This window comes from Methylobacterium sp. Leaf87 (genome assembly GCF_001422775.1).
Classification (GTDB): domain Bacteria; phylum Pseudomonadota; class Alphaproteobacteria; order Rhizobiales; family Beijerinckiaceae; genus Methylobacterium.
This window is the reverse complement of record NZ_LMMI01000023.1, coordinates 78,778-93,720: the sequence shown is the minus strand read 5'-3', so window position 1 is coordinate 93,720 and position 14,943 is coordinate 78,778. Positions and strand designations below refer to the sequence as shown.

Below are 14,943 nucleotides of genomic sequence, written 5' to 3'. Positions count from 1 at the left end.
GTCGTGCGGCATACCCCATTTCGTCGCGCTGGCTACCCGTTCAGGTCCGCACGGGCGCGCGCCCGTTCCGAAGCCCCGTCCGCGCGGGGGCCGCCGGATCGCCCTCGCGGGGCGCCTCCGCCTCCGACACGATGGCGGCGGCGGCCAGCACGGCACCGTCGGCGCGGCGTGCGAGGCGGCGGAAGTTGAGGACGTACCACAGGCAGCTGGCGAGTTCAGAGGCGATCAGACCCAGCAGCGCCGTGTGCGACGGCAGGCTCAGCAGCATCGGGATCATGATGGAGAACCCGAGCAGGGCGGCGCCGATGGCGCCCCAGGCGATGGAGCGGAACGCGGCCGAGGCTTCGAGGTAGGTGCGCGGAATCGCGTAGAGCAGGGAGATCGTCGTCACGGCCCAGATTCCGAGCCCGATCCAGGCCATCGGCTCCTGGCCGAACCGCCCCTTGAAGAGAACCTGCTCGATGAGCGGCAGGGCGAACCACATGGCCGCGCCGTAGACGAGGCAGCCGAGCGCGATCACCGCCGTCGAGCGGACGACGATCCGGTCGGCCTGCCTGGCCTGCCCGGTGGCGAGCAGCCCGGTCACCTCCGCCAGGACCATGTTGACCAGGGCGTTGGTGGGGATGCGCAGGGGGGCGAACAGCACCAGGGTGGCGGCGATCGGCGCGTAGGCCGCCGGGCCGACGATGGCGGCGAAGGCCAGGGTCAGGCCCTGGCCTTGGACGATCATGCTGGTGACCCCGGTCAGCGACCACAGCAGCGTCCGCCAGAGGCCGACGTAGCGCCGCCACAGGGACCGGCGCAGGGTGATCCGGAGGGGCTGACGCAGGGCGACGTAGGAGACCACGATGCCGCAGGCATGGGCGAAGGCGAGGGCCAGGAAGGCGTGATCGAGGGCGGACGCATCACCCGCGTACAGGATGGCGAGGGTCAGGGTCAGGCCGACGCCCGCATAGACCCCGTCGCTCATCCCCGCGATCCGGGCGGATTTCCGGGCGAGCAGCACGAGGCGCAGGTAGCTGCGGAACGCGTAGAGGGCGACGAACGCGCCGGCGCCCAGCGCCCCGGCGACCCCCATGACGGGGATGAGGAGCGCCAACGCCAGGGCGGCCATGCCGAGGCAGAGCGCCAGGGCGCCCGAGCCGAACACCACGTCGTAGCCGCGCTCAGCCGGCCGGCCGAGGCTGCGGGCGATGTGCAGGGTCGCCGGGACGGCGACGAGGGCCCGGATATAGGCGAGCCCCACGGCGCCCCCGGTGAACACGATGGCGAACAGCCCGTAATCGTGCTGGCTCAGGATCCGCACCAGGGCGATGTTCAGGGCGAAGTGGAACAGGCTCTGGATCAGCTCGCCCGACAGGATCACGGCGAACCGGCCGCCGAACCCGCCCCGCGCGACCGGCGGCGCGGCCGTCTTGCCCACGGGGCTGCCCGCCGCACGGGGCGCGCGTCGAGTCGGCAAAGCGGATTTCAACGCTCGGATCATGATGCAACGGTTCGCGTGGGCTCGCGGGTCTTACGCGCGAATCTTGGCGCGGGACTCGGCGCGGGTCTCATCTGCTCCACCACCGGCGAAAATCTTTAAGGATGCCTCTCTAGGATCGGCAAATCGATCGGAGACCGACGTTCCGCCCGGACGCGGGCATCGCCACGAGAGCCACGCCGAACCTCGGCCGGTGCGACGTCGCGGCTGCGCCCGCCACCGAACCCGCCCCCACGCGACGCCGTCGCCCGCGATCCGGATTGCCGCATGCCCGCCCCCATCTCAGACGCGTCCCCCCGGTCCGCCGCCCGGGCCCTGGTCGACCAGCTCGCCGTCAACGGCGTCGACCACGTCTTCACCGTGCCGGGCGAGAGCTTCCTGCCGGTCCTCGACGCCCTCTACGAATCGCGCATCCAGGTCACGGTCTGTCGCCAGGAGGGCGGCGTGGCGATGATGGCGGAGGCCTACGGCAAGGCGACGGGCCGGCCGGGCGTGTGCTTCGTGACCCGCGGCCCCGGCGCCACCAACGCCTCGGCGGGCATCCACGTGGCCCAGCAGGACTCGACGCCGATGATCCTGTTCGTCGGCCAGATCGAGCGGGCCTTGCGCGACCGCGAGGCGTGGCAGGAGATCGACTACCGCGCCGCCTTCGGTCCGATCGCGAAATGGGCCGCCGAGATCGACGACGCGGCCCGCGTGCCCGAATACGTCTCGCGCGCCTTCCACGCCGCCACCGGCGGCCGGCCCGGTCCGGTGGTTCTCGCCCTGCCCAAGGACATGCTGAAGGACACGGCGACCGGGCCGCTCGCCGCCCCCTGGGTCGCCGTCGAAGCGGCGCCGGGCACGGAGGAGATGGAGCGTCTCGCGCAGCTGCTGGCCCAGGCCGAGCGCCCGTTCCTGCTGCTCGGCGGCAGCCGCTGGAGCGAGGCGGCGTATCGCGACATCCACGCCTTCGCCGACCGGTTCGACCTGCCCGTCGCCACGAGCTACCGCCGCCTGCCGCTGTTCGATCCGCTCCACCCCGCCTATGCGGGCGATCTCGGGTTGGCGGCCAACCCGAAACTCGTCGCGCGCGCCCGGGCGGCCGATCTTCTGATCGTGGTGGGCGGGCGCCTCGGCGAGGTCCCGAGCCAGGGCTACGATCTCCTCGCCATCCCGAATCCCGCCACCCGTCTCGTCCACGTGCATCCGGGCCCGGAGGAACTCGGCCGGGTCTACGTCCCGCACCTCGCCATCAACGCCGCGCCCACCCGGATGGCCGCCGCCCTGGCGCGCCTCGCCGCGCCCGCAGCCCCCCCTTCCTGGGTGGCCCAGACCCGGGCCGGGCACGCGGAGTACCTCGAGTGGAGCGAGGCGGCGACGCCGCAGCCCGGCGCCGTGAACCTCGGCGCCGTGATGGTGCACCTGCGCGAAACGCTGCCCGCGGACGCGATCCTGTGCAACGGCGCCGGCAACTACGCCGCCTGGATCCACCGCTTCTACCGCTTCCGGCGCCCGGCCACGCATTTCGCCCCGACCTCGGGCTCCATGGGCTACGGCGTCCCGGCGGCGGTGGCGATCAAGCGGCTCTACCCCGACCGCACGGTGATCGCGCTGGCGGGCGACGGCGATTTCCTGATGACCGGGCAGGAATTCGCCACCGCCGTGCAGTACGACCTGCCCCTCGTCTGCATCGTCTGCGACAACGCCAGCTACGGCACCATCCGCATGCACCAGGAGCGGGATTTCCCCGGCCGGGTCTCGGCCACCGACCTGCGCAACCCGGACTTCGCCGCCTATGCCCGCGCGTTCGGCGGGTTCGGCGTCACGGTGGAGCGCACGGAGGACTTTCCGGCGGCGTTCGCGGCGGCCCTCGCCTCGGGCCAGCCGGCCATCGTCCACCTCAAGATCGCGACGGACGCGATCTCGCCGGGCCTGAGTCTCACGGCGATTCGCGAGAAGGCGCTGGCGGCCGGGTGAGGCGCGCCGCCTACCGGCGCCCGTGGGCGAAGTCCCAGTAGAGGGCGCGGGCGCGGCGGAACACGGAGCCTGGCTCGAAGCGGACCTCGTCGAGGCCGGTGACGGGGGCGACCTTGGCGAAGTTGCCCGCCGTGAACACCTCGTCGGCGGCGAGGAAATCGTCGTACGACAGGGTCCGCTCCACCACGGTGACGCCGTCCGCCCGCAGGAGCGCGATCACCCGGGCCCGGGTGATGCCGGCGAGGAACGTGCCGTTGGGCACCGGCGTGTGCACCACGCCGTCCCGGGCGAGGAACGCGTTGGCGTTGGCGAATTCCGCGATATTGCCGAGCCCGTCCCGCATGAGGCAATTGCCGAAGCCCCGCGCCTGCGCCTCCATCAGCGCCCGCGCGCCGTTGGGATAGAGGCAGCCGGCCTTGGCATCCACCGGCGCCACCTCGATGGACGGCCGGCGGAACGGCGAGAGGGTCGCCCGCACGCCCGTCGGCACCGGCATCGGCGCGTGGTAGAGCGACAGGCACCAGTTGGTGGACTCGGGGTCGAAGCGCACGCCGCCGGCGAATCCGAGTTCAGCCCAGTACATCGGCCGGATGTAGAGTTCCGCATCGTGCGGGAACCGCGCCAATCCCTCCCGAACCAGTTCGTCCCAGCGTTCGACCGCGACCTTGGGCTTCAGCCCGAGGGCCACCGCCGAGCGGTTGACCCGTTCGAGGTGGAGGTCGAGGTCGGGCGCCACGCCCTCGAAGGCGCGCGCGCCGTCGAACACCGTCGACCCGAGCCACGCCCCATGCGTGCGCGGCCCCATCATGCGGACGTTGCCGGGATGCCAGGCCTCCTCGAAGTAGGTCCAGGTCTCCTCGAAATGGGTCCGGGTGTCGGGATCGGGCGCCGTCATGGCTCGGGGTCTCGGGCGGGCTGGGAAGGCGGGATGGGGCGGCGTTCTCAGGCGGCCTTGGCGGGGCCGACCTGGAAGCCGCCGGAGGAGCCCTTCATCATCCTGACGAGGCGGTCGAACGCCCGGATCACGAAGGCGGCGGGCCGCGGCAGGGTCCGGCGGCAGAACGCGACCTTCTTGACGTAGGTCTCGACGTGCCAGTGACACACCGAACCGTGGGGCAGGAACAGCACGTCGCCCGGCCCGTAGGTCTTGGCCGGGTTGTGACCGTCCGAGATCGTCGCCGAGCCTTCGAGGAAGTAGATGGTCTCGTCGATGTCGTAGATCCACTCGAACTCGCCGGCGGTGCAATCCCAGACCAGGGTGCTGGCGAGACCGTCGGCGCTGCGCGACAGGGTGGCGTTGCGGGCGAGCGGGTTGCCCACCCGAATCCAGCCAGGCTCGATGGGGGCCGCCCGCAGCTCCACGGACGTCACGGACGGAATGATCGGTTTCGTCGCCACACGCGCTCTCCCACACCACGATCGGATCGGCACTCGTGGATCGTCACGAGGCTGTTGCGAAAGCAAATGCCATAGTTCCACGCCACGGCAAGTCCGCATTCGCCGGATACTTAATGGATGAACAGAGATCGCAAAGCTTAAACCATGACCGGTCGCAGTTGTCGCAAATCAAGACTCCCGCCCCATCGGGACCGTTCCGACACGGGACGGTCGAATCCGGCGGGGCCGTTCCGACACGGAACGGTGGAATCCTAGAGGACGACCGCCCGCCGCGAGTCGGCGGCCGGCGGGTCGTCGCGGATCGGCGAACGCGCCTCATGCGAGAAGGAAAATTTAACCAAGTCTTCGACGCGTTTCCGTTCATCGTCTTTGTCAATGATATGTCCCGATTCGACGCGCAAAAGCTTGGCCTGCACCTTGCTGTGAGGTCGCCGAGCTCATCGTGCCGAGACGGACACGCTCCATGCGCAGTGAAACCATCGCCGTCCATGCCGGCTTCGATCACGATCCGACCACGCATGCCGTGGCGGTCCCGATCTACCAGAGCGTGGCCTACAGCTTCGACAGCGCCGATCACGGCGCGGCGCTGTTCAACCTCGAAGAGGAGGGCTACCGCTACAGCCGCATCGCCAACCCAACGGTGGCCGTGCTGGAGAAGCGCGTAGCCGAACTCGAGGGCGGGCACGCGGCTTTGGCCGTGGCCTCGGGCCAGGCCGCCCTGCACTACGCCCTCGCGACGCTGGCCGACCACGGCGGCAACATCGTCTCCGTGCCCCAGCTCTACGGGACCACGCACACGCTGCTGGCCCACGTGCTGCCGCGCCAGGGCATCCAGTGCCGCTTCGCCGCGAGCGACGATCCGGCCGAGATCGCCAAGCTCATCGACGACGACACCCGTGCGGTCTACTGCGAATCCATCGGCAACCCCGCCGGCAACATCTGCGATATCGAGGCGCTGGCCGCCGTCGCGCATGCCCGGGGCGTGCCCCTGGTGGTCGACAACACCGTGGCGACGCCGATCCTTCTGCGCCCCATCGATCATGGCGCCGACATCGTCATTGCCTCGCTGACGAAGTTCATGGGCGGCCACGGCACCACCATGGGCGGCATCATCGTCGATTCCGGCCGGTTCGACTGGGCGGCGCAGGCGGAGCGGTTCCCAATGTTCTCGGTGCCCGACGTGTCCTATCACGGCCTCGTCTACGCGACGCATTTCGGCAAGGGCGCCTTCGTCGCCCGCGCCCGCAGCGTCTACCAGCGCACCACCGGCGCCGTGCTGCCGGCGCTCTCCGCGTTCCTGCTGCTCCAGGGCATCGAGACCGTGGCCCTGCGCGTGGAGCGCCACGTCGCCAACGGCCGCAAGGTCGCCGAATTCCTGCGCGCCCATCCGGGCGTCGCCTGGGTGAACTACGCCGGCTTCCCCGAGAGCCCGCACCACGCCATGGCGCGGAAGTACCTCGGCGGCGAAGGCTCGTCCCTGCTCACCTTCGGGCTGCACGGCGGCTTCACGGCCGGCAAGGCGTTCTACGACGCCCTCAGGCTGGTCAAACGCCTCGTCAACATCGGCGACGCCAAGTCGCTCGCCTGCCACCCGGCCTCGACCACCCACCGGCAGATGACGCCGGAGGAGCAGCGCACGGCCGGCGTGTTCCCCGAGATGATCCGCATCAGCGTCGGCATCGAGCACATCGACGACATCGCCGCCGATCTCGATCAGGCGCTCCGGGCCGCGACCGCCCTCGCCCACGCGGCCTGAGCGCCCCTCACCGTTCGCCCCGGAGTTGCCGTCGCGATGCTGGATCACGCCCCTTCCGAAGTCCCCTCCCCCCGCCCGGGCGACGGTTCGGGGCTCCGCGCGGACATGCCGTCGCGGGCGGTCCCCGTGCCGCCCCTGCGGATCGGCCTCCTCAACAACATGCCGGACGCCGCCTTCCTCCAGACCGAGCGGCAGTTCCGGCGCCTCGTCGGCCCGCAGGCGATGCTCAGTCTGTTCGCGTTCCGCGACCTCCCCCGCGCGGGCCTCGCGGCGGCGCACGCGCGGGCCCACTACGAATCCCATCGCGCGCTCCCCGGGGCGGGGCTCGACGCCCTCGTGGTGACGGGGTGCGAGCCCGTCGCCCCGCATCTCGAGGACGAGCCGTTCTACGCTCCCTTGAGCGCCGTGGTGGATTGGGCGGCGGAGAACACGGTCTCGACCCTGTTCTCCTGCCTCGCCTCGCACGCGGCGGTGCTCCACCGCGACGGCATCCGGCGCCGCCCCCGCACCGCCAAGCTCTCCGGCGTCTACCCGTGCGTGTGCACGCCCCATCCCCTGCTCGCCGGCCTGCCGGACTCCGTCGCGGTGCCGCATTCGCGCTGGAACGACCTGCCGGAGGACGAGCTCGTGGCGGCGGGCTACACCGTGCTGCGTCGCTCCGACGCCATCGGGGTCGACCTGTTCGTGCGCGAGGCCGGCAGCCTGCTGGTGTTCCTCCAGGGCCATCCCGAATACGACACCGCGAGCCTCGCGCGCGAGTACCGCCGCGATGTCTTCCGCTTCCTCGACGGCCAGCGCGCTACCCTGCCCGCCCTGCCGGAGAACTACTTCTCGGACGCCGCCGCCGCCCGCCTCGACGCTTTCGCCCGCCGGGCCGCGGCCGAACGCCGGCCGGACCTGTTCGCGGCGTTTCCGAACCTCGCCGACACGCCGCTCCGCCCCCCCGCCTGGCCGGACGATGCGGACCGATTGTTCCGCAACTGGGTCGCCTACGTCGCCCGCCACCGCGCCGACAGCCGGGCTGTCCGATGAGGTCCGGTTCCGCGACGCGGCCTCCGTCGGCCGCCATCCCGCTTGCGCCTGCGCCCCGCCCGCCCTCGGCCACGTCCGGCTGGGTCGCGGCCCTCGCCCGCACGGCGCGCATCGAGGCCGAGCCCGAGCGCACCTTCCCGCGCGTCGTCGACGAACTCGCCGCGCGTTACGGCGCCGCGCCGGCCCTGATCGGCACCGACGAGACCTTGAGCCACGCGGACCTCGCGGCGCGCCAGAACCGCTACGCCCGCTGGGCCCTCGGCCGGGGCCTCGCCAAGGGCGAGACCGTCGCCCTACTCATGACCAACCGGCCGGATTACCTCGCGATCTGGCTCGGCCTGACGCGCGTCGGCGTGCGCGTCGCCCTGCTCAACACCAACCTGCGCGACCGCGGCCTCGCCCATTGCGTCACGGTGGCGGCCCCCCGCCTCGCCATCGTCGAGACGGCTCTGGCCGCGGCCTGGGCGAGCGCCGCGCCGCATCTGGCGGCGGCGCCCGCGATCCTGTGGCAGGGACCGGGGGCGGGGTCCCTCGCGGACGCGTCCGCCCCCCTGTCCGGTGCTCCCCTCGAGCCCGGCGAAGCCCCCGCCGTCGGCGTGCGCGACGAGGCCCTGCTCATCTACACCTCCGGCACCACCGGCCTGCCGAAGGCCGCGCGGGTGAGCCATCACAGGGTGATGATGTGGACCCACTGGTTCGCCGGCCTCGTCGACCCGACGCCCGACGACCGGATGTACAATTGCCTGCCGCTCTACCACAGCGTCGGCGGCGTGGTGGCGCCCGGCAGCGTGCTCGTCGGCGGCGGCGCGGTGGTGATCCGGGAGAAGTTCTCGGCGAGCCGCTTCTGGCGCGACGTCGTCGAGACCCGGTGCACCCTGTTCCAGTATATCGGCGAATTGTGCCGCTACCTCGCGGCGGCCCCGCCCGACCCGTTCGAGGGCCGCCACACCCTGCGTCTGTGCACCGGCAACGGGATGCGGCCGGACGTGTGGACGCGCTTTTCGGAGCGCTTCGCCGTGCCGCGCATCCTCGAATTCTACGCGGCCACGGAAGGGACGGTCTCGCTCTACAACGTCGAGGGCAAGCCCGGCGCCGTTGGCCGCGTGCCGCCCTTCCTCGCCCGGCGCTCGCCCGCCCTCATCGTGCGGCACGACGTCGAGACGGGACTGCCCCTGCGCGACGCCGCCGGGCGCTGCGTGCCGGCCGGGCCCGACGAGGCGGGCGAGCTCCTGGGCCGGCTCTCGGCCAAGGCCGAGCACAGCTTCGAGGGCTACACGAGCGCGGGCGAGACCAGCGCCAAGATCCTACGCGACGTGCTCGCCCCCGGGGACGCCTGGATGCGGACCGGCGACCTCATGCGCCGGGACGCCCAGGGGTTCTTCTACTTCGTCGACCGGATCGGCGACACCTTCCGCTGGAAGGGCGAGAACGTCGCCACCACCGAGGTGGCCGAGGCCCTGGGCCACTGCCCCGGCGTGATCGAGGCCAGCGTCTACGGCGTCGCCGTGCCGGGTGCGGAAGGGCGTGCCGGCATGGCCGCCCTGACCATCGGGCCTGGCTTCGACCTCGCCGCCCTGCACGCCGCCCTGACCGCACGCCTGCCGGCCTATGCCCGGCCCCTGGTGCTGCGGATCGTGGCCGATTTCGCCCACACGGAGACCTTCAAGCAGAAGAAGACCGTGCTGGCGGCCGAGGGCTTCGACCCGGCCCGGATCGCCGATCCGCTCTACCTCGACCGCGAGGGCGGCTACCGCCCCCTCGATCCGGCCCTGTTCGGGGCGATCCGCGCGGGCACCGTCCGCCTGTAGAACGGGATCGGCGCCTCAACCGGGGTGGCTGATCCGGTAGATCACGCCGTTCTGGTCATCGCCGAGGTAGAGGCTGCCGTCCCCGGCCACCGCGAGGCCGAAGGGCCGGGCGAAGCGCTGCCAGCCGCTCGGGCCGCCCTCGGTCAGGAAGCCGGACACGAAGGGCTCGATGGATTTCGGCGCGCCGTTCTCGAAGCGCACGCGCAGGACCTCGTACCCGCTCGGCGGCTTGCGGTTCCACGAGCCGTGCATGGTGACGAAGCCGTCGCCCTTGTAGTCGGCGGGAAACTGCGCGCCGTCGTAGAACACGAACTGCATGGACGAGGCATGCGCCGTCCAGGTGAGGACCGGGCGGGCGCTGTCCCTGTCCCATTGCTCCAGGGAGCTTTTCGGGACCTCGCGGTAGAGGTTCTTGATCCCGTCGCCGAAGATGTAGGGCCAGCCGTACTTCTTGCCCGGCTCGATCCGGTTGAACTCCTCCGGCGTGGCGTCGTCGCCGAGCCAGTCGACGCCGTCGTCCCAGCCGTAGAGCGTGCCGGTGCGGGGCTGCCAATCGAACCCGATGGTGTTGCGCAGGCCCGAGGCGACGGTCTCCCGGCCGGTGCCGTCGGGCCGCATCCGGACCAGGGTGGCGTTCTCGGGGTTGCGCTCCTCGCACTCGTTGCAGGTGGAGCCGAGGCTGGCATAGAGCCACCCGTCCGGCCCGAAGCGGATGGTGCGGTTGGGGTGCTGGCCGGCGTCCGGCAGGTCCGAGGCCAGCGCTGTCTCGGGGCCAAGGCTGCCGTCGGGCTTCAGGGGGGCGGAGAAGATCTGCTTCACCGTCACGAAGAAGAGCCGCCCGTCATGGATCGCGAGGCCGTGCACGTCGGCCTTCTCCAGGACCACACGGCGCTTGGTGCCGTCGGCGGGGTCGATGCGGGTGACCGTGCCGGCGTCCCGGTCGCTGACGTAGAGGGCGCCGCCCGGCGCCACCACGATGACGCGCGGGGCGCCGAGGCCCGTGGCGAAGGCCTCGATGCGGAACCCCGGGGGCAACTTGAGGGCCGCGATGCGCTCGGGCGTCGCCGCCAGGGGCGCGGCCTTCACCACATGCGCCGTGACGGTGGCGGTGCCGGGGTTCTGGAGGGCCTGGGCGAAGGCCGGCACCGGAGCCGTGAGGGCGAGACAGAGGACGAGGCGGCGTGCCGGATGCATGCGGGTGGGGTCCGTTGAGCCGGGAGGGGACGCATCGGGAACGCCCCCCTGGAATCGCCGGTTCCGCCGCGCGGCCCGTCCGACCCGTCCGTGCGGCGTTTCGAATCCGCACCGGACCCGAAACGTCGGAGCCGATCTCACCAGGCGACGCGGGCGGTGACGAGGGCCTGGAACGGCTCACCCACCGCCACCAGCAAGGGGCTGGCCCCGGAGGAGGCGTAGTAGGTTTCGTCGAAGAGGTTCTTCAGGTTGAGCTGCAGGGTGGTCGGCAGGCCGTTCACCTGGGTCCGGTAGGCCAGGAAGGCATCGCTGACCATGTAGTCCGGCAGGCTGAAGGTGTTGGCGGCGTCGCCCGGCCGTGCGCCGACGTAGCGGGTACCGACACCGACTTCGAGGAAACCTGGGCCGAGGCGGGTCGAGCCGAACTCCGTCGCCTCGGCCACGGCACCGAGCTGATGGGTGAGGAACAGCGAGGCCGTGACCCGCGGGGTGTTCTGCAATTCCCTGCCGACGAGGACCGGGTCCTCGGTGACCACGGCCTGGGTGAAGCCGTAGCTGCCGATCACGGCCCAGTCCGGGAGGATCTGACCCGCGAAATCGAGCTCGAAGCCGCGCGAGCGGACCCGGCCGGCGGTGGAGGCGAAGCGCGTGCCATCGATGACCTGGGTGATCAGCACGTTGCTCTTCTCGGCGTCGAACATCGCACCCGTGACCGTGAGCCCCTCGGCGATATCCGCCTTGACGCCGACCTCGTAGGCTTCGCCCTCCTCCGGCAGCAGCGCACCGGTGACGTCGAGGTCGGTGACGTTCGGACGGAAGGATCGCGTGTAGCTGCCGTAGACCGAAAGATTGGGCGCGAGTTTGTAGACGAGGCCGGCGCGCGGCACCGGCTTCACCCCGTCGATCGCCGTCGAGATGACGGCCGGGCGCCCCGCGAAGGCCAGCTGATCGTAGATCTGGACGCCGACCCCGCCCACCAGGATCAGCCGGTCGGTGAGGTGGAGCGAATCCTGCACGTACAGGCTGGTGTTGCTGAGCCGATCGCGGTTGTTGCTGGCCGCGAGCGAGATCCGGTCCGAGGGGCCGAGCAGACCGTAGACCGGGTTGAACGGGTTGAAGCCGCTCACGTTCGGCCCGCGCACGGTGGTGCGCCGGTAGTAGTCGATCCGCTCGTGCATCACGCCGGCCAGGAGGTCGTTGCGCAACCCGAAGGTATCGAACCGTCCCGTCAGGTCGAGGCGCGCGATGTTCGCGTTGAAATCGCCCCCGCGCGTCGCATCCGCCCGCCGCGTGAGGATGCCGGTATCCGAATTGTAGGAAACCGGGCGGATCTGGTTGTCGTCGTAGCCGAGATGGGAATGACTGTAGCCGAAATGCAGCTTCCAGTCGTCGTTGAACCGGTGGTCGACATCGATGGAAGCGAGATGGCTCGTGGCGTCGACCCGGCTCACGCGCTCGTCGAAACGGCGGTCGCGCGGCACCCGCAGGGGGCGCCCGGTGCGTGGATCGAAGGTGGTGCCCCGGTCGAACGGGATGGTGTAGTGCGCGAACTCGTAGCCCGCCGTCACGGTGGTGTCGTCGCCACGCCAAGTGACCGACGGGGCCACCACCTGCCGCTGGATCCGGCCGAAGTTGCGCCAGTATTCATAGTCCTGGAAGTCCCCCACGACCCTGTAGGCGAGGTTGGTGCCCGCGATCGGCCCGGTGAGATCGGTCTGGACGAGACCGCCGCCGAAGCTCGTGCCGGTCAGGTCGAGGGAGCCCCGTTGGGTGAATTCCGGCCGCTTGGAGACGAGGTTGATGAGGCCGCCGGGCTCCGAGATGCCATAGAGCAGCGAGGCCGGCCCCTTGAGGACTTCGACGCGCTCGATGGCGTGGCTGAAGTTCTGCTGCAGAACCGAGCGGCGCCCGTCACGCAGGATGGAACTGTCGCGGGAGAACCCGAAGCCGCGCCGGACCACCGCTTCCTGCGTCCCCCCGAGGCTATTGGTCTGCACCACGTTGCTGACGTTCCGGAGCGCCTCGTCGAGGGACAGCACCCGCTGGTCGCGTAGGACGGCGTTCGGCACGACGGCGACATTGGTGGGCGTATCCAGGAACGAGGTGTCGGAGCCCGCGCCGAAGGTGGAGCGTTTCGTCTGGTAGCCGATCCCGTTCGGGCTTTGCCCGGCCACGTGGATCTCCTCGAGGGCGGTATCGCCGAGATCCGCCCGGCTCGGTTTGCCGGATAGTCCCTGTGCCAAGGCAGAATTGAAGCAAAAGAGACTTATGCTTCCAGACAACATGCCCGCCAAGCATCGTCGGGAACAAATATTCCGTTTGCCTCCGATGAGATTTAATACAAGTACGTCCGTCAATGGAACTATCCTTCGGCTATATCCGATGATATCCCAATATCTGACAATAAAACAAATCTATTTCGAATATTGAAGTAGTTCTAAAATGTAGAGCGATAGGATAGTACGAGGCGATACGGCCCTGTGCTGGCGCTGCCTCGGATCCCATCCCGTGCGCGGGGATCGGGCGGAGAAGCCGAAGCCGGACGGACGCCGCGTGCGTCGGCGCGAAGGTTTCCCGGGCGGCCGTAATGTCCCGCCGCCCAGGCGTCGAGACCGGCGGCGACCTCGCGACGGCGCGAACGGAGGATCGGCCCCGCACGGCGACAGGCTTTGGCCGTAACGGGCGACCACGCCCGGGCCGAGGGCCGGCTTCGCCACACCGGCGCGGCCATGCTTGCGTGGCTATGCCGGGTGGCGAAGACGCGGGCGCGCGGCGTTCGGAGCGTTCGGGCCTGGGGCACCCATGAAAAAACCCTCCGGCGCGGGGCGCCGGAGGGTCGAGGCCCAGAGTTGGGCGTCGGGATCAGACGGCGGGCTGAAGGCCCGCGGCCGCCGGGAGTTCGGAGTCGAGGGGCATCGGGTTGCCGCCGAGCGCCGCCGCGAGCTTGACCTCGTCGACTTCACCTTCCCAGCGGGCGACGACGATGCAGGCCACCGCGTTGCCGATGAAGTTGGTGAGCGCACGGCACTCGGACATGAAGCGGTCCACGCCGAGGATCAGCGCCATGCCGACCACGGGAACCGAGGGCACCACCGCGAGGGTCGCCGCCAGGGTGATGAAGCCCGAGCCGGTGACGCCGGCGGCCCCCTTGGAGGAGAGCATCGCCACGAGGAGCAGCAGGCCCTGCTCGCCGTAGGTCAGCGGCGTGTCCGTGGCCTGCGCGATGAAGAGCGCCGCCATGGTCATGTAGATGTTGGTGCCGTCGAGGTTGAACGAGTAGCCGGTGGGGACCACGAGGCCGACGACGGGCTTCGAGCAGCCGGCGCGCTCCATCTTCACGAGCAGCGAGGGCAGGGCCGACTCGGACGACGAGGTGCCGAGCACGAGCAGCAGCTCTTCCTTGATGTAGCGGATAAGCTTGATGATCGAGAAGCCGTTGTAGCGGGCGACGAGGCCGAGGACGCCGAGCACGAAGATGGCGGACGTCAGGTAGAAGGCGCCGACGAGGTAGGCGAGGTTGGCGAGCGAGGCGATGCCGTACTTGCCGATGGTGAAGGCCATGGCGCCGAAGGCGCCGATGGGAGCGACCTTCATGATGATGTTGACGACGCCGAAGATGGCTTCCGACAGCACCTTGATGATGTCGAGCACCGGCTTGCCGCGGTCGCCCAGGAAGGCGAGGCCGAAGCCGAACAGCACCGAGAAGAACAGCACCTGAAGGATCTCGCCGCCCGCGAACGCACCCACCGCCGTGGATGGGATGATGTTCATGAGGAAGTCGGTGATCGTCTGCGTCTTCGCCTTGTCGGCGTACATCGCGATCGCCTTGGGATCGAGCGACTTCGGATCGATGTGCATGCCCGCGCCCGGCTGGACGAGGTTCGCGACGATCAGGCCGACGATCAGGGCGAGGGTCGAGAAGGTGATGAAGTAGATGAGCGCCTTGCCGCCGACGCGGCCGACCTTCTCGAGGTTGGTCATGCCGGCGATGCCGGAGACCACGGTGAGGAAGATCACCGGCGCGATGATCATCTTGACGAGCTTGATGAAGGCGTCGCCGAGCGGCTTCATGTCCGCACCGACCTGCGGGTAGAAGTGACCGAGCGTGATGCCGATGGCCACGGCGACCAGGACCTGGAAATACAGGGTCCGGTAGATCGGCTTGGGCTTGGGTGGGTCGTGCGGAGCGTTGAGCGGCAGCGGTACGGTGGCCATGAGGGCGTTCTCCCGGTTGGTGTTGTCGATCCTGCCGGTTGGGACCGGGGCTTCCCCCGTTCCGTCCGATCTTGATGTTGGCCGGCGGGCTTCCCCTC

Annotated in this window: 10 protein-coding genes; 4 read left to right on the top strand and 6 right to left on the bottom strand. The window is 70.2% G+C overall.

Annotated features, from left to right (window positions below):
- Positions 1–40: 40 nt before the first annotated feature.
- Positions 41–1,486 (bottom strand): hypothetical protein, encoded by a 1,446-nt coding sequence (locus ASF22_RS12820; RefSeq protein WP_210166654.1) that lies wholly within the window; start codon positions 1,484–1,486, stop codon positions 41–43.
- A gap of 264 nt (positions 1,487–1,750) precedes the next feature.
- On the opposite strand from ASF22_RS12820, the gene ASF22_RS12815 reads away from it, so the two are divergent.
- The gene (locus ASF22_RS12815; protein WP_056264863.1) at positions 1,751–3,442 is read left to right on the top strand and encodes a thiamine pyrophosphate-binding protein; all 1,692 of its coding nucleotides are present in this window, start codon (positions 1,751–1,753) and stop codon (positions 3,440–3,442) included.
- Positions 3,443–3,452: 10 nt separating this feature from the next.
- On the opposite strand, the gene ASF22_RS12810 is transcribed toward ASF22_RS12815, so the two are convergent.
- Positions 3,453–4,337: a branched-chain amino acid aminotransferase gene (locus ASF22_RS12810; protein WP_056264854.1), complete on the bottom strand. Its 885-nt coding sequence runs from the start codon at positions 4,335–4,337 to the stop codon at positions 3,453–3,455.
- 47 nt (positions 4,338–4,384) lie between these two features.
- On the bottom strand, positions 4,385–4,840 hold the full coding sequence (locus ASF22_RS12805; RefSeq protein WP_056165745.1) for a cupin domain-containing protein: 456 nt from the start codon (positions 4,838–4,840) through the stop codon (positions 4,385–4,387).
- A 463-nt stretch (positions 4,841–5,303) separates the two neighbouring features.
- Between ASF22_RS12805 and ASF22_RS12800 the strand changes: the two genes are divergently transcribed.
- Genes ASF22_RS12800 through ASF22_RS12790 form a run of 3 tightly spaced genes read left to right on the top strand, consistent with a single transcriptional unit; the run spans position 5,304 to position 9,436 of the window.
- Positions 5,304–6,596 (top strand): aminotransferase class I/II-fold pyridoxal phosphate-dependent enzyme, encoded by a 1,293-nt coding sequence (locus ASF22_RS12800; protein WP_056165743.1) that lies wholly within the window; start codon positions 5,304–5,306, stop codon positions 6,594–6,596.
- A 36-nt stretch (positions 6,597–6,632) separates the two neighbouring features.
- The gene (locus tag ASF22_RS12795) at positions 6,633–7,628 is read left to right on the top strand and encodes a homoserine O-succinyltransferase (protein ID WP_056264851.1); all 996 of its coding nucleotides are present in this window, start codon (positions 6,633–6,635) and stop codon (positions 7,626–7,628) included.
- Positions 7,625–9,436, top strand: a complete 1,812-nt coding sequence (locus ASF22_RS12790; protein WP_082483686.1) for a long-chain-acyl-CoA synthetase — start codon at positions 7,625–7,627, stop codon at positions 9,434–9,436. The genes ASF22_RS12795 and ASF22_RS12790 overlap by 4 nt, the downstream gene beginning before the upstream one ends.
- A gap of 15 nt (positions 9,437–9,451) precedes the next feature.
- Here the strand turns inward: ASF22_RS12790 and ASF22_RS12785 are convergent, their stop codons facing one another.
- From ASF22_RS12785 to ASF22_RS12775, 3 genes are all read right to left on the bottom strand, one after another.
- Positions 9,452–10,630 (bottom strand): PQQ-dependent sugar dehydrogenase, encoded by a 1,179-nt coding sequence (locus ASF22_RS12785; protein ID WP_056264848.1) that lies wholly within the window; start codon positions 10,628–10,630, stop codon positions 9,452–9,454.
- Positions 10,631–10,767: 137 nt separating this feature from the next.
- Positions 10,768–12,873 carry a TonB-dependent siderophore receptor gene (locus ASF22_RS12780; RefSeq protein WP_244474277.1) on the bottom strand — a complete coding sequence of 702 codons (2,106 nt, stop codon included), beginning with the start codon at positions 12,871–12,873 and terminating at the stop codon, positions 10,768–10,770.
- Positions 12,874–13,492: 619 nt separating this feature from the next.
- On the bottom strand, positions 13,493–14,845 hold the full coding sequence (locus ASF22_RS12775) for a dicarboxylate/amino acid:cation symporter (protein ID WP_056165733.1): 1,353 nt from the start codon (positions 14,843–14,845) through the stop codon (positions 13,493–13,495).
- Positions 14,846–14,943: the final 98 nt, after the last annotated feature.